The organism is Streptomyces sp. H27-D2 (assembly GCF_035828615.1).
Classification (GTDB): domain Bacteria; phylum Actinomycetota; class Actinomycetes; order Streptomycetales; family Streptomycetaceae; genus Streptomyces.
The window spans coordinates 1-23,447 of record NZ_JAYMZR010000072.1 but is presented as its reverse complement, the minus strand read 5'-3'; the positions used below and the strand labels follow the sequence as shown (position 1 = coordinate 23,447).

General features: G+C 71.2%; 24 protein-coding genes. 9 read left to right on the top strand and 15 right to left on the bottom strand.

The features are described from left to right. Positions 1–62: 62 nt before the first annotated feature. Complete coding sequence (locus tag QMK28_RS24465; RefSeq protein ID WP_326441620.1) at positions 63–668, top strand: response regulator transcription factor; 606 nt, start codon at positions 63–65, stop codon at positions 666–668. Between the two features lie 112 nt (positions 669–780). Here QMK28_RS24465 and QMK28_RS24460 read toward each other — a convergent pair whose 3' ends face one another. The 4 genes from QMK28_RS24460 to lanKC all read right to left on the bottom strand — a co-directional run bounded on the left by QMK28_RS24460 (position 781) and on the right by lanKC (position 7,545). Continuing rightward, complete coding sequence (locus QMK28_RS24460) at positions 781–2,613, bottom strand: ATP-binding cassette domain-containing protein (protein WP_443050808.1); 1,833 nt, start codon at positions 2,611–2,613, stop codon at positions 781–783. Next, positions 2,610–4,529, bottom strand: a complete 1,920-nt coding sequence (locus QMK28_RS24455; RefSeq protein ID WP_326441587.1) for an ABC transporter ATP-binding protein — start codon at positions 4,527–4,529, stop codon at positions 2,610–2,612. The genes QMK28_RS24460 and QMK28_RS24455 overlap by 4 nt, the downstream gene beginning before the upstream one ends. Before the next feature lie 185 nt (positions 4,530–4,714). After that, positions 4,715–4,846, bottom strand: coding sequence for a SapB/AmfS family lanthipeptide (locus QMK28_RS24450; RefSeq protein ID WP_326441585.1), 132 nt, complete (start codon positions 4,844–4,846; stop codon positions 4,715–4,717). Next, a complete protein-coding gene (gene lanKC, locus QMK28_RS24445) occupies positions 4,843–7,545 on the bottom strand; it encodes a class III lanthionine synthetase LanKC (protein WP_326441583.1) in 2,703 nt (900 codons plus the stop codon). The genes QMK28_RS24450 and lanKC overlap by 4 nt, the downstream gene beginning before the upstream one ends. Positions 7,546–7,683: 138 nt before the next feature. Here lanKC and QMK28_RS24440 point away from each other — a divergent pair, with 138 nt between their 5' ends. Continuing rightward, entirely contained in the window at positions 7,684–8,034 is a 351-nt protein-coding gene (locus tag QMK28_RS24440; RefSeq protein WP_326441580.1) for a VOC family protein, read from the top strand. A gap of 227 nt (positions 8,035–8,261) precedes the next feature. Here QMK28_RS24440 and QMK28_RS34365 read toward each other — a convergent pair whose 3' ends face one another. After that, the gene (locus tag QMK28_RS34365) at positions 8,262–8,390 is read right to left on the bottom strand and encodes a DUF7848 domain-containing protein (protein WP_443050807.1); all 129 of its coding nucleotides are present in this window, start codon (positions 8,388–8,390) and stop codon (positions 8,262–8,264) included. 11 nt (positions 8,391–8,401) lie between these two features. Next, positions 8,402–8,620, bottom strand: coding sequence for a hypothetical protein (locus tag QMK28_RS24435; protein WP_326441578.1), 219 nt, complete (start codon positions 8,618–8,620; stop codon positions 8,402–8,404). A 78-nt stretch (positions 8,621–8,698) separates the two neighbouring features. Here QMK28_RS24435 and QMK28_RS24430 point away from each other — a divergent pair, with 78 nt between their 5' ends. Further along, on the top strand, positions 8,699–9,682 hold the full coding sequence (locus tag QMK28_RS24430) for a helix-turn-helix domain-containing protein (protein WP_326441576.1): 984 nt from the start codon (positions 8,699–8,701) through the stop codon (positions 9,680–9,682). A gap of 125 nt (positions 9,683–9,807) precedes the next feature. Next, positions 9,808–9,987, top strand: coding sequence for a DUF397 domain-containing protein (locus tag QMK28_RS24425; RefSeq protein ID WP_326441574.1), 180 nt, complete (start codon positions 9,808–9,810; stop codon positions 9,985–9,987). A gap of 103 nt (positions 9,988–10,090) precedes the next feature. Here QMK28_RS24425 and QMK28_RS24420 read toward each other — a convergent pair whose 3' ends face one another. Then, positions 10,091–10,438, bottom strand: coding sequence for a ribosomal maturation YjgA family protein (locus tag QMK28_RS24420; protein ID WP_326441612.1), 348 nt, complete (start codon positions 10,436–10,438; stop codon positions 10,091–10,093). Positions 10,439–10,622: 184 nt separating this feature from the next. Here QMK28_RS24420 and QMK28_RS24415 point away from each other — a divergent pair, with 184 nt between their 5' ends. Beyond that, positions 10,623–11,453, top strand: coding sequence for an aminotransferase class IV family protein (locus tag QMK28_RS24415; RefSeq protein ID WP_326441572.1), 831 nt, complete (start codon positions 10,623–10,625; stop codon positions 11,451–11,453). Positions 11,454–11,564: 111 nt separating this feature from the next. On the opposite strand, the gene QMK28_RS24410 is transcribed toward QMK28_RS24415, so the two are convergent. Both QMK28_RS24410 and QMK28_RS24405 read right to left on the bottom strand, forming a co-directional pair. Beyond that, a complete protein-coding gene (locus QMK28_RS24410; protein WP_326441570.1) occupies positions 11,565–13,073 on the bottom strand; it encodes a SulP family inorganic anion transporter in 1,509 nt (502 codons plus the stop codon). Positions 13,074–13,154: 81 nt separating this feature from the next. Next, the gene (locus QMK28_RS24405) at positions 13,155–13,763 is read right to left on the bottom strand and encodes a carbonic anhydrase (RefSeq protein WP_326441568.1); all 609 of its coding nucleotides are present in this window, start codon (positions 13,761–13,763) and stop codon (positions 13,155–13,157) included. A gap of 349 nt (positions 13,764–14,112) precedes the next feature. Between QMK28_RS24405 and QMK28_RS24400 the strand changes: the two genes are divergently transcribed. Further along, positions 14,113–15,063, top strand: a complete 951-nt coding sequence (locus tag QMK28_RS24400) for an NAD-dependent epimerase/dehydratase family protein (protein WP_326441566.1) — start codon at positions 14,113–14,115, stop codon at positions 15,061–15,063. Between the two features lie 134 nt (positions 15,064–15,197). Here the strand turns inward: QMK28_RS24400 and QMK28_RS24395 are convergent, their stop codons facing one another. From QMK28_RS24395 to QMK28_RS24380, 4 genes are all read right to left on the bottom strand, one after another. Continuing rightward, on the bottom strand, positions 15,198–15,614 hold the full coding sequence (locus QMK28_RS24395) for a YchJ family protein (protein WP_326441564.1): 417 nt from the start codon (positions 15,612–15,614) through the stop codon (positions 15,198–15,200). Positions 15,615–15,676: 62 nt separating this feature from the next. Continuing rightward, positions 15,677–16,651, bottom strand: coding sequence for a fibronectin type III domain-containing protein (locus tag QMK28_RS24390; protein ID WP_326441562.1), 975 nt, complete (start codon positions 16,649–16,651; stop codon positions 15,677–15,679). 212 nt (positions 16,652–16,863) lie between these two features. Further along, positions 16,864–17,706 (bottom strand): metallophosphoesterase family protein, encoded by an 843-nt coding sequence (locus tag QMK28_RS24385; protein ID WP_326441560.1) that lies wholly within the window; start codon positions 17,704–17,706, stop codon positions 16,864–16,866. A 129-nt stretch (positions 17,707–17,835) separates the two neighbouring features. After that, complete coding sequence (locus tag QMK28_RS24380) at positions 17,836–18,954, bottom strand: DNA alkylation repair protein (protein ID WP_326441558.1); 1,119 nt, start codon at positions 18,952–18,954, stop codon at positions 17,836–17,838. Between the two features lie 274 nt (positions 18,955–19,228). On the opposite strand from QMK28_RS24380, the gene QMK28_RS24375 reads away from it, so the two are divergent. From QMK28_RS24375 to QMK28_RS24365, 3 genes are all read left to right on the top strand, one after another. Next, entirely contained in the window at positions 19,229–19,885 is a 657-nt protein-coding gene (locus QMK28_RS24375) for a TetR/AcrR family transcriptional regulator C-terminal domain-containing protein (RefSeq protein WP_326441556.1), read from the top strand. Between the two features lie 270 nt (positions 19,886–20,155). Beyond that, positions 20,156–21,556 carry a hypothetical protein gene (locus tag QMK28_RS24370; RefSeq protein WP_326441554.1) on the top strand — a complete coding sequence of 467 codons (1,401 nt, stop codon included), beginning with the start codon at positions 20,156–20,158 and terminating at the stop codon, positions 21,554–21,556. A 166-nt stretch (positions 21,557–21,722) separates the two neighbouring features. After that, complete coding sequence (locus QMK28_RS24365) at positions 21,723–22,550, top strand: hypothetical protein (RefSeq protein ID WP_326441552.1); 828 nt, start codon at positions 21,723–21,725, stop codon at positions 22,548–22,550. A 116-nt stretch (positions 22,551–22,666) separates the two neighbouring features. Here the strand turns inward: QMK28_RS24365 and QMK28_RS24360 are convergent, their stop codons facing one another. Both QMK28_RS24360 and QMK28_RS24355 read right to left on the bottom strand, forming a co-directional pair. Then, positions 22,667–23,038, bottom strand: coding sequence for a fic family toxin-antitoxin system, toxin component (locus QMK28_RS24360; RefSeq protein WP_326441550.1), 372 nt, complete (start codon positions 23,036–23,038; stop codon positions 22,667–22,669). Beyond that, positions 23,035–23,244, bottom strand: coding sequence for a hypothetical protein (locus QMK28_RS24355; protein WP_326441548.1), 210 nt, complete (start codon positions 23,242–23,244; stop codon positions 23,035–23,037). Before QMK28_RS24355 ends, QMK28_RS24360 begins: the two co-directional genes overlap by 4 nt. Positions 23,245–23,447: the final 203 nt, after the last annotated feature.

The window sequence follows — 23,447 nt, the reverse complement described above, 5'->3', positions numbered from 1 at the left end:
CCTGGATGAATTGGCGGCGCGGTCACGGCAGTTCGCCGCGCATAGAACGGGAGGGGCGAGGCGTGATTCGGGTGCTTCTGGTACACGACACAAGTTTGATGCGCTCGGCATTGGTCGCATTGCTGCGCGAAGAGATGGATCTGGAGGTCATCGCCGCTTCCTGGCGGACAGCACCCGCCCGGGCACAATCGTTACGCCCGCACGTGTGCGTGGTCGATGTCGACTGTCCGGGTTCTAACAAGCTCGGCGCGGCGGCGAACTTCTCCCGCTCCGCCGCGGGCCTGGCCTGCCCGTTGCTGGTCCTGGCCTCGAACGCCCGGCCCGGCCTGCTGCGCCGGGCCTTCGAGGCGCGTGCCCTGGGCTACGTCAGCAAGGACGCGGGGCCGCAGCGATTGGTCGACGGCATCCGGCGGGTCGCCGAGGGGGAACGATTCGTCGACGAGACGCTCGCCTTCGGCTTCCTCCAGGCAGCGGAGATGCCGCTGACGCCCCGCGAGCTGAGCGTGTTGTCGCTCGCCGCGGAAGGCGCGCCGACCTCGGAGATCGCCAACAGCCTGCACCTGACCAGCGGGACGGTCCGGAACTACATGGCGGCGATCACGCGCAAGACGGGAGCGCGCAACCGGGTGGACGCGATCCGGATATCGCGCGGCGCGGGGTGGGTCTAGCGCGTCCGACGCGGAGCCGGGCGTGGCGCGGACGAGGGACCGGTCCGCAACTGGCGAACCGAGGGAGGGGGAGGGGGAGGGGGAGGGAGAGCCGAGCCGCGGCGGCACCGCTTCACAGCCGCTGGACATGCCAGCGGCCGACCAGGTCGCGGTACAGCGGCGACTGATCGAGCAGTTCGTGGTGGCTCCCGCAGACGGCGTGCACGCCGTCCAGCACCAGTACCCGGTCGGCCCGGCGCGCCGAGCTGATGCGGTGGGCGATCACGACCAGCGCGCCCGGCCGCTCGGCGAAGGCCCGTTCGGCCAGCGCCTCGGCCGCCGGGTCCAGATGACAGGTGGCCTCGTCCAGCAGCACCAGCGGGGCGGGGGAGAGATGGGCCCGGCCGAGCGCGACGAGCTGGCGCTCGCCCTGCGACAGGACGGCCGGGTCGAGGATCGCGTCGAGCCCGCCGATCCCGCGCGCCAACGGGCCCAGGCCGACGGCCTCCACCGAGGCGGCCACCGCCGCGCCGGTGGCGCCGTCCGGGCACAGGTAGAGCAGGTTCTCGCGCAGGCTGCCGGTGAACACGTACGCCTGCTGCGGGATCAGCACCCGCCGCCGGGCGAGGCCGGCCGCCGCCGCTCCGGACACGGGCTCGCCGTGCACCAGCACCTCCCCCCGGTCGGGCGCGAGCAGCCCCGCGACGATCGCGGTCAGAGTGGACTTGCCGATGCCGCTGGGGCCCACGACGGCGAGGTGCTCGCCAGGGCCGACCGTCAGATGGAGATCGTGCAGTACCGGGTGGGCGCCGGGGCTGTAGGCGAAGGTCACCGAGCGCAGTTCGACCGGCGTCGCTCCGGGGGCGGGGGCGCTCGCCGGGGCGGGGCGGGCGGGTTCCGTACCGGTGCCGGCCGCGCCGCCGCCCGTACCGCCGGCCGCAGTGCCGGGCCGAGCGTCGTTCGAGCCGCCCGGCGGACCCCCGGTGAGATGGTCGAGGACCACCAACAGCCGGGTTCCGGCTGCCCCGAGCGCCGTCATCAGGGTCTGCAAAGCCGGCATCAGCGCCTGCGTCAGGTACGTGAGCGCGCCCAGCAGCGCACCCGCCGTCAGCCCCTGCCGGAGCAGCCAGGGCGCGGCGGCCAGCAGCAGCACCACCGGAAGCTGCCCCGCGATGCCCAGCGCCACGGAGCGCGCCGCGGCCCACCGGGCGAGCGAGCGGGACGCCCGCACCTCGACCTCGACCAGCTCCGCCGCCCGCGCGGCCGTACGGTCCTGCGCGCCGCAGGCCACGACGTCGCGAAGACCCGAGGCGACCGCGCCGAACTGCTCGGCGATGGCCTCGTCGGCGTGCAGGAATTCGCGCTGACGGGCAGCCATCGGCACCAGCGTGGCGATGAACAGGAACAGTCCCAGCAGCAGCGGCGGCAGGACGACGAGCAGCAGTTGAGGGGCGAGCGAGGCCAGCCCGAGCAGCGCCCCGGCGGCGGTGAACACGAAGGAACGGGCGACCAGCACCAGCCCCGCGAAACTGTCCCGGGCCATTTCCGTCTGGTTGGTGAGCCGGGAGACCACCGCGCTGTCCGCACGGGCGGGGTCGGCCACCGCCGTGCGCAGCGCCCCCGACACCACCCGGCGCACCAGCCCGTCGCGCAGCGGCTCCACGAGGCCCGCCAACCCCTGGAACACACCGCGCGTGGCCAGGCCGCCGACCACGATAGCCGCCGCGGCCACGCCGAGCCACGCCAGGCCGACGCCCGTGTTCCCAGCGAGGAACCCGTGGTCCAGGGCCTTCGCCACGCTGTAGCCGCCGAGGAAGGTGTGCGCCGACTCCAGCAGCGACCAGCCGCCCAGCACGAGCAGGACGCGCTTGCGCTGCCGCAGGAACCGCGATGCCTGCGGGAGGATTCTGCGCATCGGGCCCTGGCCGCCGCGCGGGGTACGGGGCGGAACGGCGGTCTCGGTCATCGTGGCCCGCTCTCCCGCTCGGCCCCGCCGCTGCCGGGCAACCCCTCGGGACCGCCGGAGCCGGCCCTTTCGCCACGGCCGATGCCGCTCCCGCCGCCGGGTCCGCCGACCACCCCGAGGTCGTCGAAAGCCCCGGCGTCCGCGTACTCGGCATCCTCGCTCTCCGGATCGCCGAACACCGCACGGTAGTCCGGCAGTTCCCACAACGTCTCGTGCGGACCCACCGCCCGGATACGCCCGTCCTCCAGCCACGCGACGAGATCGGCGCGGGCGGCCGAGGAGACCCGGTGCGCGACCAGGAGCCGGGTGCCGGCCCGCACTTCGTGCACCAGGGCCCGGCCGACCTGGAGTTCGGTGACGCTGTCCAGGCTCGAAGTGGCGTCGTCGAGGATCAGCAGCCGCCCGGCGTGGGCGAAGGCGCGCGCCAGGCCGAGGCGTTGCAGTTCGCCGCCCGACAGCGGCGCGTCGGCGAGCGCCGTGCCGTATCCGGCCGGGAGCAGCCGTACGAAGGTGTCCGCGCCGGCCGCGCGCCCGGCCGCCTCGACACCGGCCGCAGGCGGCTCGTACGGCCCGAAGCCGATGGCGGCGCCGACCGTCCCGCCGAAGAGCTGGGGCCGCTCGAAGGCGTAGCCCACCTCGCGCCGCAGCGCGTCCGGAGCGGCTTCCGTCAGCGGGACCCCGTCCAGCGTGACCCGGCCGCTGTCCGGGTCGGCCAGCCGCCCGGCGACGGCGGCCAGTACGGACTTGCCCGCCCCGGAGCGTCCGACCACCGCCATCGTGCTGCCGCCCGGCACCACCAGGTCCACGGACCGCAGCACCGGGGCGCCGCCGCGCAGGACCGTCACCCCGTGCAGTTCGAGCCGGCCGGGACCGCCTGCGGGCAGCGGGCGCGTTCCGTAGCGGACCGGGGGGAGTTCCAGGAGTTCGGCGGTGCGTCGCGCGGCGGCGCGGCTGCGGATGATGGCGCTGAGCTGCCCGGCCACGGCGCCGATGCCCGCCGCGAGGGCCGCGTAGCGGGTGGCGGCGAGCAGGTCGCCGACGCTGATGCCGCCGGCGGCCAGCCGCATACCGCCGACGGCGAGGACCGCCGTCTGGAGCAATGGCACGAGCACCCCGCTCTGGGCCACCGCCCGGCCGTAGACGCGCCACATGCGACGCCCCTGGACATCGAGTTCGGGCAGCGGGGCCAGCACACGTTCGCGTTCGCGCTCGGCGGTGCCCGCGGCGGCCACCGTCCGGGCTCCGCCCAGGGCCTCGACGAGCCGGGCGGCGATGTCGCCCTGGACACGCTGGTAACGCGCGACGCTGTCGGATGAGCTGCGGGCGAAGACCCGCAGCAGCAGGATCAGCGCGGGCGCTCCTGCGAGGAAGACCACCGCGAGCCAGATGTCGATCAGGGCCAGGGCGGCCAGCCCGCCCAGCGGGGTCAGCAGCGAGGCGAGCCCGGTGGCCGCGGCGGCCGGGGCGGTGCCCGCTTCGGCCGCGTTGCCCGAGAGCCTGGTGACGAGGTCGCCGGGCTGGAAACGGCCCGCCCGGCCGGGCCCGACCGCGAGCAGGTGGTCCACGCCGCGCCGGCGCAGCCACGCCGTGCTGCGGGCGTTGGCAGTGCCGGTCAGCAGCGCGACGAGGGCGTCGAAGAGCACCTCGGCGGCGATGAGGGCCGCGCACAGCCCGACCCAGAAGGTGAGGCCGCCGTCCCGGTCGAGCACCCGGTCCAGGGTGCGTCCGAGTACGGCGGGCAGGGCGATGGCGGCGATGGCGGACGCGGTGCTGAAGAGGGCGATGCCCGCCGTGCGGGCCGCGCTGTGGCGCGCGGCGCCGAGCAGCAGACGGTCGGCGGCGGCCGAGGCGGGGCGCGCGGAGCGGGCGCTGCCGGCATCGCCGGTGGCGCTGTCCGGGCCGGTGGCAGCGTCCATGGCGGCGGCGGGTGGTTCCGGGGCTCCCGGGGAATCGGGGGAGTGAGGCGCAGTGGCCATACCCGTGAGGTCCTCGCGTGCGTGGGCCGGTGCGGCTCGGAGCGGAGCGGTCCCGGACGGCAAGCCGCCCGGGACCGCCATGACCGTGACACGGCTACGGGGTGATCGGCCCCGCGCACATCAGGTCAGTGACAGGTGGTGACGCTCAGGCTGCTGTCGCCGCACAGCAGGAGGCTCGCGCGGCTTCCGCCGGTTGCGATCTCACCGTTGAACTCGTCGGTGGGGGTCTCCAGGGTCTGCAGGTCAAGAAGGGTCATTGTGTGTTCCTTTCAGCCTGGGGACTGTGGTTTGCTTCGACCCCCGGAAGGGGAGGCCGGTCTGTGGGCCGCTTCAGCGGCGGGAGGAAGGGCAGGTGCACGGGATCGTCGTGCAGGGCGCTGCCCAACGCGAGCAGGCAGCCGGCGGTGCCGGTGCCGAGGTCCATGGACAGGCGCATCATCTGTTCGCCGGCGAAGGCGAGATGCCCCTGATAGGTGAGGGCGCCCCAGGACAGGGACGTGATCTGGCGGCGCAGGTCGGCATCGTGCGTGCCGGGGCCGCCCGTCGTGGTGCGGCTCAGATGCAGCACCATGCCGGCCGCGCCGCGGAAGAGACCGGGCTGGGCGTAGAACCGCGCCTGGGCGGCCTGGACGATCTCGCCGCGCGCCCGTTCGAACTCCTCGTCCGCGCGGTGCGCGAGGTAGTCGTCGAGCACCATGCCGATGCCGACACTGCCCGCGCCGAGGTACGGCATCGTGCGCCAGCCCTCGTTCACCTGGAGGGCGCCGCCTGCTCCCCGTACGCACCGGGCGAGATCGCGGCGCAGCGCGTCGGCGGCCAGGTCGAGCAGCCCGGTGTCGCCGGTCCGTTCGTACAGCCGCAGGAAGAGCAGGGCGGTCCCGGTGGCGCCGTGCAGCAGCCCGGCGCGCGGAGACCGGTCGCCGTCCCGTGCGGAGACGTCCGCGGCCCGGTCGGCGACGATACGGGCGCAGCGCAGCGCCTCGTCGTGCAGCGCGCTCTCGCCGGTGGTGACGGCGAGCGAGTCGAGGGCGAGCCCGAGGCCGGCCAGTCCGCTGTGCAGATCGGGCGCGATGTCGGTCCAGTTCTGCTCTGACAGCGTCGCGGCCAGTTCGAGCGCGCGCTCACGGTGCCCGAGCCGGTCCAGCACCCAGGCGACGCCGGACAGTCCGTCGTAGAAGCCCACGGGGGTGCCGGAGGCCGGCCGGTCGGTCCGCCTCAGCAGCCATTCCTCGGCTTCCGGGCAGCGTTCGGCGCCGGTTTCGGCCAGCGCGTAGAGGACTCCCGCCGCGCCGTGGGCCACGCACGCGCCGCCGCCCGGGACGGCGAACTGGGCGATGTCCCCGGGGAAGTAGCGGTCCTCGCGCGCCGGCGTGGCCGAGGCGAGCAGGGCCTTGACCATGGAGTCCCGGCTGTGCGGCCAGTCGGCGAGATCCACCGGGAGATAGCCGCCCGAACGCCGGGCGGCGTCAGGTGCCGGGGGCGCGTTCTGCGAGGTCCCGTTCCCCGAAGACCCGGCTCCAGCGGGCGGCCGGTATCCGCGCATGATCTCCGCGACGGCCTCGTCGAAGAAGCCGTCCGGCAACGGGAACTGCTCCATCGCGGTCGCGGCCAGATGCGCGGCCTTGTTCCGGTCCACCGCGAACAGGCTGGTCAGCGGCAGGAAGAGGGCGATGCGCAGACACGCGAGGGCGTAGGTGTCGACGCCGAAGCCCCTGCGGTCGGCGGGGGCGACGAAGCCCGGGTTGGCGATGACCTGACGGCCGCCGTCCTCGACGCGCGCGGCGGCCTCGAAGTCCAGGAGCACGACGGAGCTCTCGTCCTCGGAGACCATGATGTTGAACAGGTGCAGGTCGTTGAAGACCACACCGCGCTCATGGACCGCCGCGACGGCCTCCGTCACCAGCTCGTGGATCCGCACGGCCCACTCCGTGTACGCGGCCAGCACCTCCGCGCTCGGGTCCGCCTCGATCAGCGGGTGCCGCCGCGCGAAGAAGTTGTTGAGCGCGCGTCCCTCGATGAACTCCAGCACCAGGAAATGGTGATCGCCGAGCGTGAAGTGGTCGAGCACGCGAGGCGTGTACGGCAGATCCGCGAGCTGCTCCAGCGCGGACCGCTCGCGCTCCAGCCGGGTCACCGCGTCGGCCCCGTCGGCGGCCAGCCCCGCGTAGGGCCGGGCTTCCTTGAGGACGACCTTGGTATCCGTGCGGGTGTCACGACCGACGTACACGCCACCGCCGTTGGAGAAGTGCAGGGCGCGTTCGATCCGGTACGGGATGTCGGTCGTGCTGGTCGCCGAGCGGGCGTCGAGGTGCGCTTCGAGGAACGCCGGCAGCGTGACCCACTCGGGAACGTGGAACGCGGGCTCCCTGCGGTCGGGTACGAGCTGCCCGGTGCCGTCCGCGATCGCGGGGCACAGCTCGCCCTTCTCGTTGTAGCAGTGCCGCTCGGTGAAACTCCCGTACCGCACGTACACCGGTCCCGCGCTCCACCGCAGATCGCTGAGGATGTACGGCCCCGGCTCGCCGCCGAGCAACTCGTCCAGCTCCTCGGCGATGACGCGGCACTGTTCGTCGTCCGCCGGGTAGACGGTCATGAACTTCCCGCTGGCGCCGCGGTCCGCGTACTTGGCGTTGCGGGTGTGCAGCAGATACTGGCTGGGCATGAACTTGAAGGCGATCGCCCGGGGGACGCAGTAGTCCCAGACCTTGGTGAGCACCTTCTCCGCGTTGTCGAGGCACGCGGAAACGTGGATCTTCCACCCTTGCGCCGGAAGCGTGCTGTCGAGCGGACGGAACGCGAGCCAGTCGCCGGACCGATGCCGCTGCCACCCCTCGGGGGCCTCGCGCCGCGCCGCCTCGTACTCGGCGCCCCGGCCGCTTCCGTCGGCCGACAGTCGGTGCGGAGCGTCGTAGAACTGCCGATCGGCGTCGCAGAAGACGGCGTACCCCTTGTTCATCCCGCTCCTTCGGCTGGTGGTGCCATGAGATTTCCACGCCGCCGGGAAGGGGAACAGTCACGCACGTCATGAAGGAACTGTGCGGAACGCATGGGTGCGGTGAAGGCGAATACTCATACCCCCGGCACGCTGGGGGCCATGCCTGTATCGCTGCACCACATCGTCGTGGACGCCCATGATCTGCCGGGTCTGGCCCGCTTCTGGGCCCAGGTGCTGGACTGGCGGATCCTGTCCGAGCGCGAGCGGGAGGTCGTCATCGGCGTCGGCGTGACCTCGCCGGTCGGCATCTGCTTCATGCCTGTGAAGGATGTGAAGACGGTCAAGAACCGCCTCCACTTCGACCTCTGCCCCGGGCGGCACCCCCTTACCAGGGGCGGACCGGGGCGAGAGTCCTCGGGGCAGTTGTTGACCTTGTTGTCACGGCGGGCAGCCGCGCTGACGAACTCGAACTCGGGAACTGCGTTCATGGTGTGCCCGTCCAATCTCTGAATGTGCGGGGAATCGGTCCCCGCGCCGTTGTGCCGGCTCCGCCATGTGCCGCGGGGGGAACGCGTGATGGGGCCAGTTGGTCCCGCTCCGGTGGGGCGCTCGACCTGTCCATGGGGAAGCGGATCATCCACCGGAGCGGGGGCTTACTCGTTCCGAGTCACCCGAGCGTGGTCGGTGACGACTCGGCGGAATAGATCGTGTCCGGCGCGGCCCGTGTGGCGTAAGCACTAGTCCTGAGCGGGTTCCTGCTCGGCGTTCGGGCCTGACCTTTCGTCGCATTGACAGGCGAGGCAGAACGCCTCGAACGTGATCCCGGCATCCGGGACGTGCCGGATCGAATGCTCAACGAAGCGCATGACCGAACGATTCATGCCCTGTCCCGACTCCGCGCGTTGGCCTCAGCCGCCTTCGCCCGTAACTCCGCTGCTGTGTCGGCTGGTTCGAGGTCGTCCGGCGCGGCTTCCCACTCAACGCCGCCGTTGACCGGACGGAGGAACACCCTGTTTCCGTGCGTGTCCATGACCTTGCCGACGCGATCTCTCTTCACGTCATGCGCCAACGTCCCGACTTCCGGATTCCCGCTCATGCGGTGAGCCTCCCCGCTCCGTGCACCCGATTTCGGTGACTGCGTGGTGACCGGGTGGTGACTACGTATCCTTGGCACATGGGCAGCGAGGGCGGCGACTTCGGCCGCAGAGTGAGTGCGGCACTGGCAGCGCGCGAGATGACCATTCGGGCAGCAGCGCGAGCAATGCAGTACGACCATGCGTATCTGTCGCGCGTACTGTCCGGGAAGCAGCTCCCGTCGCCGCAACTCGCCGCGTCCCTAGATCGGTTATTGGACGCCGAGGGGGCGCTGATCGATCTGGCGGCGGCGCTGACTGGAGATGATCGCGAGCGCATCAGGCATGCCCTCACGCGCCCGACGAAATTGGACGGACGCACGGTAGACGCTCTTGCTGATGTTCTCGCGGCTCAACGTCGTCTTGACGACACGCTCGGACCAGTGCCGATGATTCCGGCTACTGAGGCGCAGATGAAGACGGTCAAGAGGCTTCTTCGGGAAGCGCGCGGGCCGCACCGGGATTCGCTGGCGGAAGTGGTAGCGGAATACGTTCAGTTCGGCGGATGGCTTCACGCATCGGCACGTAGCGACGCACGAGCCGTGACTCTTCTCAACGAAGCAACGGAACTCGCGGACGAAGCGGGGTCCGGAACCCTTGCCGCCCAGGCGCTCAACTTCCGTGGTTACGTCGCACGCCAGCAAGGGCGATCCGGGGCGGTAGCGCGTTGGTTCTCCACCGCATATCACACACCCGGTTCGCACTCCGCCCAACGGATGGGGGATGCGTCTCAAGCTGCCCAGGGATACGCGGAGTTGGGGCAGCGCGATGACGCGCGAAGGCTCTTGAACGAAGCGGCAAGCCTCGCCGACAAGGCGAGCGCGCAACCGCCCGGAACGGCGTATTGGCTCACGCCGACATTCCAGCGGCTGAACCTCGGGCTCGCGCATCTCGGATTGGGTGAGTACAGCAGCGCTGCCGACCATCTGAATGCGGGACTTGAAGGGTTGCCCACTGATCAGCAATCAGCGGAGTGGGTGAAAGAATACCGGAATGCGCTCCGGGCAGCCGCGGAAGGCTCGTAACGTTGCCGTCCGTGTCCGCGTCCCCGTGGCCAATCGGCCTTATGTGGTCAACGTCGGTACCTGACGCGAGGACATGCCGACGACTGCTACTCATGAACCACGCGGACATAGCAGAAGAGACCTGGGTGAGCTCCACCTATAGCCAGAACAACGGCGGCGAGTGCATCGAGTGGTCACCCGCTACGGCAGGCACGATCGGCGTTGTCCCCGTCCGTGACAGCAAGAACCCGAGCGGCCCCGTGCTCATGTTCTCGCGCGAAGGTTGGGCGGGGCTGATTCAGCTCGCCCTTAACACTGACGTGTAGTCGACCCCCAAGAGGCCCCGTCGCACCCATCGGAGCGGCGGGCTGCGAAGGCGCTGATACTCAGGAATTCCGTGCTGCCGTCCATGGACGAGATTGTCGACGTTCATCCCACATGAAGGTCAACTCGCCGCCTTGCCGAAGTGTGGACGGCCCAGGCGATGGCCGCGCCCACGGAGTACCAGAACAAGTCGGGTGCGTTGAAGGTGGATCCCAGCATGAGCCGGGCGATCACGCTGCGCCTGGAGAGGTCCGCGGGCACCCCGGTGAGTTGCAGGAACTCGACCACCCAGCTGATTCCCAGCGCGACTGCGGCGGCCGTCAGCGGTTTCACCCGGGGCGCGATCAGGGTCACCAGCGCGCAGAGGAGAACCGTGTAAAGCGCGTCTCCCGCGTACTTGGCGGCATCGCCCTGCGCCCCGGCCCTGACCCCGAGCCCCAGGACGACCGTCATGGTCGCCGCTCCGAGGGCAGGCAAGCGACTCGCTATGAGGCCGTCGGGCCGTTGAAGATCGTTCACGTCGGATACTGTACGAGTCGCTTGCCGGCTGCCCGTCCAGTCGGTGACGCGGAAACGGCCGGCGGGCGTGCCGGGGCGACCACCGGGGCGTTCCTAGCCGGTGGCTAGGGTGCTGCACATGATGGTCCCCGCTGCGCCCCGAATCGAGATCAACGGCCGAGCCGTCGGCGCCGGGGACCTGTGGTCCCCGCTGTTGAGCGGCTACGGCCATTTCACCGCGATGCAGGTCAGAGGTGGCCGAGTACGCGGCATCGACCTGCACCTCGCCCGCCTGGACGCGGCCACGCACGAGCTCTACGGGGTCGGCCTGGCCGGCGAGCGGGTGCGTGACTGCATCCGGCACGCGCTCGGGGACGACATCAGCGACGCGTCGGTACGGGTCAACGTCTTCAGCCCCGAAGCCGGCGCGGGCTCGGAACCGGGATCCGACGCCGACAACGCGGCCGAGCCGGCGATCTCGGTCCTGGTCTCCGTTCGGCCGCCCGGTTCCATGCCGGACGGCCCCTGGAGCCTACGGACCGTCGAGTACCAGCGGCCCGTGGCCCACATCAAGCACGTCGGAGGCTTCGGCCAGGTGTACTACGGCCGCGTCGCGAAGCGGGAAGGGTTCGACGAAGCGCTGCTGGTGAGGCCCGACGGGGTGATCGCCGAAGGCGCGATCACCAACATCGCCTTCATCGAGGGCGGCACGGTCGTCTGGCCCGACGCGCCGGCCCTGCGCGGAATCACGATGCAGGTGCTCGAACGCGAGCTGGACCGGGCGGGCCTGCCCTGGCGACGCCGGACGGTGCGGGTGGCGGAGCTGGCCTCGTTCGACGGAGCGTTCGTGACCAACTCCCGCGGCATCGCGCCGGTCGGTCGTATCGATGATCAGATCCTGCCGGCTGACGTCGAACTCGTAGGGACAGTGACCCGCATTCTCGCTTCCGCAGCCTGGGAGGCGATCTGAGGGTCCGCTCTCCGGGTGCGCACTGGCCAGCCCTGTAGGTGATGGCACCTCGGATCGGCGGGTTCACCGTGCCGGCCCCGTACCGCTACTACCGCCGGCTTCGGCTGCCCTTCACACCGTCGCCTTCTCGGGTTCGGCGACCTCGGCGCGTCCCGCCTCGGCGCGCTCCGCCGCGGTCAGCTCCACTCGGATGTGGGTGTCCGGATGGTTGTGGCCCTCCACCCAGTCCGACAGCGCGGCGTCGCACGCGTGGTCGACGTGCCGCAGCCCGGAGAGGTCGAGTTCGACCGGGCGTCCGGCGGGCAGTGCCTCCAGGGTGTCGAGGATCTGGGGCAGCCGCAGGAACGTGGCGTTGCCGGTCAGCGCGATATGGATCGGGCCGGTGCCGGTGTCCGTGGTCGTCGGGCGGACCCGTGAGGTGTCCCACGCCGTCTTGACGATGGAGAGGGCGAGGCCGATGAGGACGCCTTCGAACATGTTGACCGTCACGATCGCGACCGCGGTGATCGTCAGGATGACGGCCTCCACACGGTGCTCGCGCCACATGCGGGGGAACTGCTTCAGCGGCAGCAGCTTCCAACCGGCGTGCACCAGCACGCCCGCGAGTGCCGCGACCGGGATGGTGGCGAGGACCCACGGGAGCAGCGCGGCGAACAGCAGCAGCCAGACGCCGTGCATCACCCGCGAGACCCTGGTCTGCGCGCCGGCCTGGACATTGGCCGCGCTGCGGACCACGACGGCGGTCATCGGCAGCGCGCCGAGCAGCCCGCACAGGGTGTTGCCCGCGCCCTGGGCCATCAGTTCCTTGTCGTATTCGGTGCGCGGCCCGGTGTGCAGCCGATCCACCGCCGCTGCGCCGAAGAGGCTCTCCGCCGACGCGATCAGCATGAAGGCGAAGACGGTCCCGAGGACACCGACCTGCGCCAGCTGCCCGAAGTCGTCCGCACCAGGGAGGTTGATCGAGCTGAGCAGGCCCTGTACCTGGACCTTCTTGACGGGCAGGTTCAGCAGCATGGTCGCGGCGGTCGCGAGTGCCACCGCGACGAGCGCTCCGGGGACCACCCGGACCTTGGCGGGCATCCGCCGCCAGAGCACGATCACGGCGATGCTGCCGGCTCCGAGGGCGAGCGCGGACAGGGACTTCGTGGACCCGAACAGGTCGGTGACGAGTCCGGGCAGCCCGGTGATCTTGCCGACGCCGCTGGTGGGAGCCGACAGGTCGGCCATGGAGTACAGCTGGCCGGCGACGATCACCAGCCCGATACCGGCGAGCATCCCTTCGACGACGGAGACGGAGACAGCCCGGAACCAGCGCCCCAGCCGCAAGGCGCCGAGAAGCAGTTGGAGCAGGCCCGCGGCCAGCACGATGACACCGAGGGCGGGCAGGCCGTATTCCTGGACGGCTTCGTAGACGAGCACGGTCATACCGGCCGCCGGGCCGCTGACCTGCATGGTGCTGCCGGGGAGCAGCCCGACCACGATGCCGCCGACGATGCCGGTGATCAGCCCCGCTTCGGCGGGCACACCGGAGGCGACGGCCACTCCGACGCACAGGGGCAGGGCTACGAGGAAGACGACGAGCGACGCACCGATGTCGCGTCCGAAGGTGGGAGGGAGCATGGATTCCTCAGGGGGTCGGCTGTACGGAGTTGCGCGTGAGGCGTGAACGTGGAGGCGTGAAGGCGCGGCGGTGGTCGCCGGTCACAGCGGCAGGAAGGCCTGACGGTCCGGGCAGTGGGAGGTCACCGAGCCGGTGTCGATCTCGTAGAACCAGCCGTGCAGGCGCAGCTGGCCGGCCGCCAGGCGCGGTGCGATCGAGGGGTAGGAGCGCAGGCGGTCGAGCTGGGCCAGTACGTGTCCTTGGACCGCGTCCGCGATGTGGGGGTCCAATGTCCGCGCGGCCCCGGCCCCGGTCCCGTTCCCGGCTTCGGAGATGTCGCCGGCTTCGCTCTCCAGCCAGTCGCGTACGGCGGGGACGGCTGTCAGGTCGTCACCACGCAGTAGCGCGCCCACCGCTCCGCAGTGCGAGTGGCCGCACACCACGACGTCGGTGACGCCGAGGATCTCGACGGCGTACTCGATCGTGGCGGACTCACCCGAGCGGCGATCACTGCGGTACTCGGGGACGATGCCGCCCGCCGTACGGAGTTCGAACAAGTCGCCGGGGTCGGCGCCGGTGATCAGCGACGGGATGACACGGGAGTCGGAACAGGCGATGAATAGCGCTTGCGGGGACTGGCCGCAGGCGAGGTGGTTGAGCTCCTCGGCGCGGCGGCCGAAGTCCCTGGCGTGATCGATAAGTGACTGCATGTCAGGTATCTCCAAATATGCACAGGCGAAAGGCGGCTCAGGCCATCGGGAGGTCCCGGGCCGTCGTGATCACCGTGTCAAAGGCCACCTGAAGCCACGCTGAAGTCTGTTGTCGCTGGTCCGGGGTGGTGTTGGATCCGCTCCCGGCGGCTGTTGCGCGAAGCGCCCGCGGTCCGGCCCGTCCGCCCGCGGTCCGGCCCGTCCCGTGCGCGGTGCCTCCGCGGTACGGAAATGGGGTGCGACTGCCCCGCCCCGCTCCTGAAGCGTGACCATCCTCCGCTAACGTTAGACACAATAACGAAAGCGATGTACTGTAATGGCATCGATCACACTCACCCAGGAGTAAGCGATGACCTCCCCATCAGCAGCTGACCTGCACGTCGTCCTCGGAACCGGGCCCGCCGGAAGCTCCCTCGCGGCGGAACTGGTCCGACGCGGACATCCCGTACGCACGGTCGACCGCTCCGGGGGCTCGCCCGCCGTCCCCGGCGCCGAGCGGGTCGCCGCCGACCTCTCGGATCCCGAGGCCGCGCGGGCGGCGGTCGAGGGGGCCTCGGTCGTGTATCACTGCGTCAACGTGGCTTATCACCTGCAGGTCGAAGCGATGCCGGTGATCCAGCGGGCGATCCTGTCCGCGGCGGAAAAGGCCGGCGCCCGGCTGGTCGTCGTCGACACGCTCTACCCCTACGGCGAGACCGGCGGCCGGGCGATGACCGAGGACACGCCGTGGCGGGCCACCTCGGCCAAGGGACGGATGCGGGCGGAACTCGACCGGATCTACCTCGACGCGCACTCCTCGGGCCGGGCCCGGGTGGTGCTGGGCCGCGCCGCGGACTGCTTCGGTCCCGGCGTGCTCAATTCGAGTCTCGGCGGCGCGGCCTTCCCCGGCGCTCTGACCGGCGGCTCGGTACTCGCGCTCGGCGACATCGACCTGCCGCACAGCTACAGCTTCATCGGCGATGTCGCCCGGGGGCTGGCCGTCCTGGGTGAGAGCCCGGACGCGGACGGCCGGGTCTGGCACCTGCCCACGGGTTCCGCGCCCACCACACGCGAGGTGCACGAACTCATCGCGGCCCGGGTCGGACACCCGCTCACCGTTGAGACGCTGGTGGTCGCGGAGCCCTGGGGCCCGTTCGACGCGGTGTTCATGGACTCCTACCGCGAGCTGTTCTACCAGCACACCGAGCCGCAGATCATGGACTCCTCGGCGTTCGAACGGCGGTTCGGCGTCGAGCCCACGCCGCTGCCTGACGCGCTGGACGCGACCATCGACTGGTATCGGGAGTTCCTGGCGCGCTGAGCAGCGTTGCTCAGCGCTGAGCAACGGAGCACAGCACTGATCAGCGGGGCGCAGGGGATACGTAAGCCGGGGCGGCGCGAATCGGCCGCTGCCCCCACCGCCGCATCACGAAGCCGCGCTGCTCCCGCGCTCGGTCACACGGGGCTGAGGTAGACCCACTGGCCGTTGTCCCGCAGGAAGCGGCTGTGCTCGTGCTGCGAGTCCGCGCGCCCGCGCACGCTGAAGTGGGCGCGGAACTCGACGGTGCCCTCGGTGTGGAAGGGGCTGCCCTCCGTGGTCGCCAGGATGTCGAGCCGGGTCCAGAGCTGCTCCGGGTCGAGCTGGAGGCTGGAGGGCCTTGTCGTCGGGTGCCACGTCTTCAGCAGATACGCGGCGTCGCGGACGGCGAACGCGCTGAAGCGTGAACGCATGAGCCGCTCGGCCGTGGAGGCCGTTGTCCGTCCGCTGTGCAGGCTGCCGCAGCAGTCGCGGAAGGGCGACCCGTCGAGTCCGCAGGGGCATGGGGAGGTGGGGCTGATCGCCGTCGGCGGGCGCGCGTTGTTTCTGGACACCCCCCGAGTGTGACCGTTCGGCGGCCCCGCCGGAGCCTCGGGGGTGGGCGGCCGGTCAGCGGTCAGGAGCGTCCGCCGCCGACGGCGACCGTCCGCCGCGTGGAGAAGGCGCCCCATTTCCCGTCGGGGAGCTTGGCCCGGATCTTCACCGTGTAGCGCGCGTCCGGCTTCTTGCCCAGCGCGAGACTGTGCGTGGCCTTGCTCTTGGGAGAGCCGGAGCCCCACGCCACGGTCGTGGCGAATGCGTCGTTGAGGTAGACCTGGTAATCGGTGATCGTGCCGTCCGCCTTCGGCGGAATCCAGGCCAGGTCGAGGAAGTGCTCGCCAGCGGCGGCGCGGGTCTTCGCGCGGAAGCCGGTCGGAGCCGTACTGACGTCGTCGCCCGGAGCCGACGCGGTCGTGGTGTCCAGGGCGCGGCTCGCGGGAGAGACGTTGTCCGCGGTGTCGCGCGCCTTGACGGTGAAGGTGTAGTCGGTGCCGGGCCGCAGCCCGGTGACCCGCGCCGTGGTCCGGTCGCCGCTGACGCTGTGGATCTTTGTGCCGGCCTGGTAGACGTCGTACGAGGCCACGCCGTGGTTGTCCGTCGACCTGCCCCAGCTGAGGGTGGCGGTACGAGCGCCGTCGGCCTTGCCCCGCAGGTGCGCCGGACGGGTGGGCTTCTCCTGGTCGTCGCCGGCCGCGGTGGGCATCGTGACCCGCACCTTCGGGCTCCGCTGCGAGAGGTCGCCGTCGGCGTTGCGGGCCCGGACGCTGAACTTATAGACGGCCGAGGGCTTCAGCCCGGAGACGTCGACCATCTGCCGCCGGCCCGGCACTTCCTTGACCTTCACGGCTCCCTGGTACACCTCGTAGCCGTCGGCCTTCACCTTGTCGGCGGCCTGCTGCCACATGACGTGCACGGAGGTCGAGCTGCTGGTGTCCACCGTGACGCGGGTCGGTGCGGCGGGGACCGGCGTGGCCTGGTCGTCTGCCCCGCAACCGGTCAACAGGAGGCAGGCGGCGGCGACCGGCGCGGTGAGTCCGGGGATCCGTGTCATGGCATGCCTTCCATCGGACAGCAATGGTCTAGACATATATGACACACGTGCCGTTCCACATCAAGAGGCGAGGCGTCGTCTCTCATCGCCCTTGGTGTGTCTGGGTGGGAGGGGGCGTTGTGTTGTGTGGGGTGTGCGCGGGGGCGTGTGCGCGGGGCGTGTGTTGGGGTCGCCCCCGGTAATCGCGATACCGGGGGCGGCTCGCCGCGTGGTCAGCCCTCCGAGTCCGGCAGCGGCAGGATCTGGCGCAGTGGATCGCGCGGCGTCCGGTCCCGCCACTCGCGGGGGTAGCCGACCGAGACCTCTTCGAAGCGGACTCCGTCGTACCAGGTGACCCGGGGGATGTGCAGATGCCCGTAGACGACGGTGACGGCGCGGAACCGCAGGTGCCAGTCCGCTGTCAGTTCGGTGCCGCACCACTGGGCGAAGTCCTGGTGGCGCAGCACCCGGGTCGGCTCGCGGACCAGTGGGAAGTGGTTGACCAGGACCGTCTTTTGGCCGGGGTCGATGGCGGCCAGCCGCCGCTCGGTCGCCGCCGCTCGGGCGCGGCACCAGTCGTCGCGCGAGGCGTAGGGGTCCGGGTGCAGGAAGTGCTCGTCGGTGCAGACCACCCCGGACTCGTAGGCCAGGCGCAGCGACTCCTCCTTGGTGTCAGCGCCCGGCACCCGGAACGAATAGTCGTAGAGCACGAACAGCGGGGCGACGGTCACGGGGCCGCCGTCGCCGCGCCACACCGGGTAAGGGTCCTCCGGGGTGGCGATGCCCAGGCCGCGGCAGAGGTTCACCAGGTGCAGATAGCGTTTCTCGCCGCGCAGGTCGACGGGGTCGCGCGGGTGGGTCCACAACTCGTGGTTGCCCGGTGCCCAGAGGACCTGCGCGAACCGCTCGCTGAGCTGTGTCAGGGTCCGTTCGATGTCCGTGTACTTCTCGGCGACGTCCCCGGCGACGATCAGCCAGTCGTCGTCCGACTTCGGCCGGAGCGAGTCGACGATCGCTCGGTTCTCCCGGTAGGCGGTGTGCAGATCGCTGACGGCGAGCAGCTTGCCGTTTCCCACGGTGGTCTGTTCCCTTCGGTCGCGCTCACCGAGCCGCTCCGGCGGATCGCCGCACCAGACTAGTGAGCGGAGCCGAGCGGAGAGGCATCGAAGGCCGCCGTCCGGGGCGGGGTGCCGCCCGGCCGTAGTTCACCTCTTGCCGGTCGGCTCCGGGGTGAGCTCGAACGTGGTGGTGCCGAACCGCGTCCCGTTGACCTGGATCTCAAGGGTGTGCTCGCCGGGGTAATAGGTGCGCGTGCTCAGCGGCTTGAAGGAGTGGCGGCGCGCGATGGCGGCGCTCGCGCCGGGGGCGAGCGTCCGGGTGGTGAGCTTGAAGACCTTCGGTGTGGTGCGGCCGTTGGCCTTGCGGTGGTGGATGACGTAGTCGACGGCGAGGCTCACGGCGTCGGGCCCGTTGTTCTTGAGCGTGAACTCGAACTCCAGGCCGCCGCCGAGCGGCAGCGTGGTCGGGTGCAGCACTGGTCCGCAGAGGTCGATGTGGGCGGGCGGCGCGAAGCCGAGCAGCCGCAGCGCCTCCGGGTCCCCGCTCTTGACGAGGGTGCGCAGGCCGTGGCGTACGACCTTGCCGGTGTGCTCGTCGGGGTGCTCCAACCAGCGGGCGGCGGCCGTCGTGGTGATCTCGGAGTCGGTACGGCTGAAGTCGTTCAGGTGGTTGGCCACGGAGCGGCGTACGTACTCGGACGGGTCGCGGTAGAGGGCGTCGAGCACCGGGACCGTGATGCCCGGGCTGCGCAGGATCGCGGCGACCCGCCTGGCCCAGGGCAGCCGGGGCCGGGTTCCCTCGCTGGCCAGCCGGCGGACGTTCTCGTCGGGGTGGGTCGTCCACTCCCGCACGGTGGCCAGGGTGCGGTCGAGGTCGGCCTCCAGGAACGACCGGAGCGCGAACTCCCCGGTCAGCCGGGAAGTGAGCCGGGCGAGCAGGTCGAGCCCCGCGTCGAACCGGTCGTCAGCGCCGGGAGCCAGCGAGCGCACCGCGACGGCTTCGGTGACCGGCCAGATCATCCAGCCGGTGAACTCAGGATCTCCGAGCGCCGCGCCGATGATCGCCGCGAACGACTCGTAGTCCGCCGGCAGATCGGCCAGCAGCGCGTCCCGGACAGCCCGGTTCCGCTCGCTCAGGCTGAGCCGGTCCAGCGCCGCCGCCGAGGTCCGCACCAGCGGGAGCCGTTGCTCGGGGGCCACGGTGGTGAGGCAGCCGATCAGTCCGTGGACGCTCTTCGCGCTCAGCAGCTGGTCAGCGGTGGGCATGGATGTTTCCTCTCGCTCCTCTCAACGGGGCGGATCCCATCGGGTCTGGATGATTCTGCCTCGGCGCGGCCTGCCTCGACGCGATCCGCCCCGGCCGGTTCAGGTGTGGAGGGTCAGCGCCGTCATGAGGCCGCCGGCCACGTGAAGTGCCGGTGCAGCTCGATGGGGCTGCCGGGGAAGCCGCCCTCGCACTTCACCCGCGCGACGACGGCGCCGTCCAGCCGCCTCGTCTCCTCGGCCGGTGGCCGATTGCGACGCCCACTAAGCTAGGTCGGTGACCAAGAAGCAAGCGGCGAAGTCCCCCCGAACCCGGCTCGACCCTGAGGCCGTGGTGAGAGCGGCCCTGGAACTGCTGGACGACAAGGGCGCGGACGCGGTGTCGATACGCGGCATCGCGGACCGGCTCGGAGTCCGGATGAACACGGTGCTCTGGCACGCCAAGACCAAGCAGCGGCTGCTGGAACTGATGGCGGACGCGATCGCCGCCGATGTCCGGCTGGACGGACTCCCCGAGCCCTGGGAGGAACGGGTCCGCGAACTCGCCCACCGCTACCGCCGGGCACTGCTGGGGTACCGCGACGGAGCCGCGATCGTGACCGGCATCTACGCGGCGGAGCCCGCCACGCTCCGCTTCGCCGACACCATGATCGAAGCGCTGCTGGACGGCGGACTGCCCGAGCGCGAGGCGGCCTGGGCCTGCTGGAGCGTCGTCTACTTCCTGCTCGGGCTGGTCCAGGAGGAGCAGGCGTCCCCGGTGGCGGACGGCAACAGATTCACCAAAACCCTCGCCTCGGGCGGCTACCCCGCGCTCGCCAGGGTCGCGGCGCACCTTGAGGAGACCTCCTTCGACGGGCGCTTCGACTACGGCCTCTCACTCATCCTGCGCTCGCTGCGCGAGGAGGCCGCAGCGCGGGGGGTCTCGCGCGACTGACCCGGACCGGCCGGGCGCGTTGCCTCGCGGTCCTCGCACGGAGCTGACCTCACGTCAGGGGGAATCGCTGCCGCCGAGTGGAGCATCGCGGTGGCCGATGGGGCGGGGGTGACCGAATGTGGCATACACCGGTCACCGCCACGGTCCGATGTCGCGAGGTCTCACGTGCAAGAACAGCTGTTTCCCCGACCCTGGACGGCCCCACCGCACATCGCTCCACCGCTGGCGTCCGCCGCGCGCCCGTTTCCCTGGCTCCTGGCCCTGTGCGCCGTGTTCACCCTGGCCCAGCTGCTTCTGGTCGTGCCCGGAACCGGGCTGGGCTGGGACGAGACGGTGTACACCAGCCAGGTCAGCGAGAACGCGCCCGCCGCGTTCTTCAGCGCGCCGCGCGCCCGCGGGATCTCCTACCTGGTCGCGCCGGTGGCCGCGCTCACATCGTCCACCGTCGTCCTGAGGATCTACCTGGCGCTCCTGTCGGGCGCCGGGCTCTTCGCCGCGCTGTGGGTGTGGCGGCGCCTGCTGCCGGTCCGGGTGCTCGCCACCGCGGGCGCGTTGTTCGGTTCCCTGTGGATCACCCTGTACTACGCCCCGCAGGTGATGCCCAACCTGTGGAGCGCCTACGGCACCCTGCTGGCGGTCGGCTGCTTCCTGCGGGCCGCGCGGGACCGTACGGACCACCGCGCCCTCGCCGGGATCGCGGTCGGCGTCGCGGTGGTCGCGCTGATGAGGCCGCCCGACGCGCTGTGGCTCGCGCTGCCGCTGGCCGCGGCGCTGCTGCTGGTCCGCAGGTGGCGAAGGGCCGCGCTGCTCGTCTGGCTGGCGGGCGGCCTGGCGCTGGGAGCCGCGGAATGGGTGATCGAGGCGTACGTGCGCTACGGCGGCCTGGCCGCCCGGCTGCACCGCGCCAGCGAGATCCAGGGCGGCATGGGCTGGCACTGGGCCGTCGACGATCAGATGCGCAGCCTGGACGGATACGCGCTCTGCCGCCCCTGCGCGGTCCCTTGGCGGAGCCCGGTCACCGCACTCTGGTGGTTCGCGCTGCCCCTGCTGGCACTCGGGGGCACACTCGCCGCGGCCCGCGCCCGGCGGTCCGCCACCGCCGTGCTCCCCATCCTGACCGCCGCCGCGATGGCCGTGCCCTACCTCTTCCTCATCGACTACGCCGCGCCCCGCTTCCTGCTGCCCTCCTACGCCCTGCTGGCCATCCCCGTCGCGGACTGCTTCTGGCGTGGCGTCGCCGACCCGCTGAGACGGCTCCGGCAGGGCAACGCGCTGCTCGTGATCCTCGCGCTCACCGGCCACCTGGTCGTCCAGTACACCGTCCTGACCGACAAGACCGCCAAGACCCGGGCGCTGAGCCAGGAATTCAGCGAAGTCGCCACCCGCCTGAACCAACTGGGCGTGCGCGCCCCCTGCATCGTCTCCGGCGACTACGCCGTCCAGATCGCCTTCTCCAGCGGCTGCTCCTCTCGTCAGACCGCCGGACCCGACGCCAGCATCACGCAGGCCGGCGTCGCGGCGGCGGCCCGCCGCGAACCCGTGGCCGTCATCGTGCTCCCGGGCGAGAGGCCACCCGGTTACGCCCGCGCCTGGCGGTCGGCCCCGCTGCCGGAGTCCACTCGGTTCCGCGGTCACCGCGCCTATCTCTCCTCCACGGTGCCGGCGCCCTGACGCGGCACCCGCCGGCCTCGGCCCGTACGGCAGGAGCCCGGCCCTCCGGCGCGGCGATGCATTCCTGCCGTATGGCTGATTCCCGCCCTGCGCCCTATCCGCGCGTGGTGCGTATCCGATAGGTGTTCAGCGCGAGAAACCTGTTCCCAGCCCACGGAGGCGCAGCATGCCCGCAAGCCGGACGAGCACGACACCGGGCAAGACGCGGTTCGATCACATCTACAACGAGGCCGATCCCCGTGCCTACTTCCGCCGCCTCGCCCCGCTGCAGTACGAGATACCCCAGCAGGCCCAGGACGTCTTCCGCCGCACCCGCGCCGAGCGAGCGGCGGTCTCCGGCGGCGCCGACGGCGTCACGGTGCTCGACGTCTGCTGCTCCTACGGCATCAACGCGGCGCTGCTCAACCACGATCTGACCCTCGCCGATCTGTACGCGCACTACACGAACCCCGAGGTCGACGACCTGACGTCGGCCGAACTCATCCAGCGCGACAAGGAGTTCTACGCCTCGCGCCGGCGTGCGGACGCCACCCGGGTCATCGGGCTCGACGCTGCGGACAACGCCGTGCGGTACGCCGTGGCGGTCGGGCTGCTGGACGAGGCGTATACGGATAACTTGGAGCATGTACCGCCAAGCGCCGGGCTGCGGAGCGCTGTCGAGGGCGTCGGGCTGATCACGGTCACCGGGGGAGTCGGCTACATCACCGAGCGCACCTTCGAGGCTCTGCTGCGGTGTGTGCGCGAGCCGGTGTGGGTCAGCGCGTTCGTGTTGCGCACCGTCCTATATCAGCCAGTGATCACAAGCCTGGAGGCGTTCGGCCTGAGGACCGAGACGGACTTCTCACGCACGTATCCGCAGCGGCTGTTCGCCGGGGCGGCGGAGCAGAAGAGCGCGATCGAGCAGGTACTGCTCGCGGGCGAGGACCCCGCAGGGCTGGAGGCCGAGGGGCGCTATCACACCCGGCTGCATCAATCCCGGCCACTGCCGGCCTGACCCGCGCCCAGCGGCGGAGGGACCTGCGGCGGCGGTGGTGAGGCAAGCCGGCCGGAGCGGATCCACCGGCGCGAAGCCCCGGCGCACGCCGTGCGCGGCGCGCCGCCCGTGGCGGGTCAGTCGCTCCAGGTCTTCAGCACCTCGGCGACGGACGCGGCCGTCGACTCCCGGCTCGTGAGTTCGGTCGCGAGCGCCGTGACCTCGGCTTGGCCGAGCTTCACCTCGACGCCCGCGGCGATCAGATAGCCATGGGCGACCGCGACGGCCACGCGCAGGTTCGAGCGCTCCAGCCACCGCATCCGCCCCAGGGTGTGGGCGAGCGCGGCGGCCCTGGCGTAGGCGCCGTGGTAGATGTCCTGCCCGGCCAGTACGGCCTGGTGCCTCTCGACGGCGGCGATCGGAACGCCGTAGTCCTCGGGCGCCGGGTCGTCCTGGCCGGCGCGGCGGGCGACTTCGAGCAGCCAGGACAGATCGACGTGCAGGATCACGCGGCCTCGATCGCGTCGATCAGGTCGCCGTAGCCGTCCAGCACTTCCTGCGCCCCGGCGAGGAAGGCGTCGCGCAGCTTCTCGTTGTCCGCCTTGATGAGTTGCTCGACGTACTCGTTCACCGCGAGCCGCCGGGTCTCCGCCGCGTGCTTGGCCATCTCGGCGGTGGACTCCTCCAGCCGCAGGTTCACCTGTGTTTTCGCCATACGGTCAAGCTACCACCTTGTAGCAGGCTGCGGCGGCGGGTGGTCAGCCTTTCTCTGCGTCCGCGAGGGGCTGTCGGGGCGGCGGTCTGGTCCAACTCATCGGCGCGCACCTGGCCATCGTGGCCGACGCGCTCGGCTACGCAGTCTCGGCGCTGTTCCTGCTCGCCATCCGGCACCGCGAGCCCGCGCCGCAGGCCGCCGGA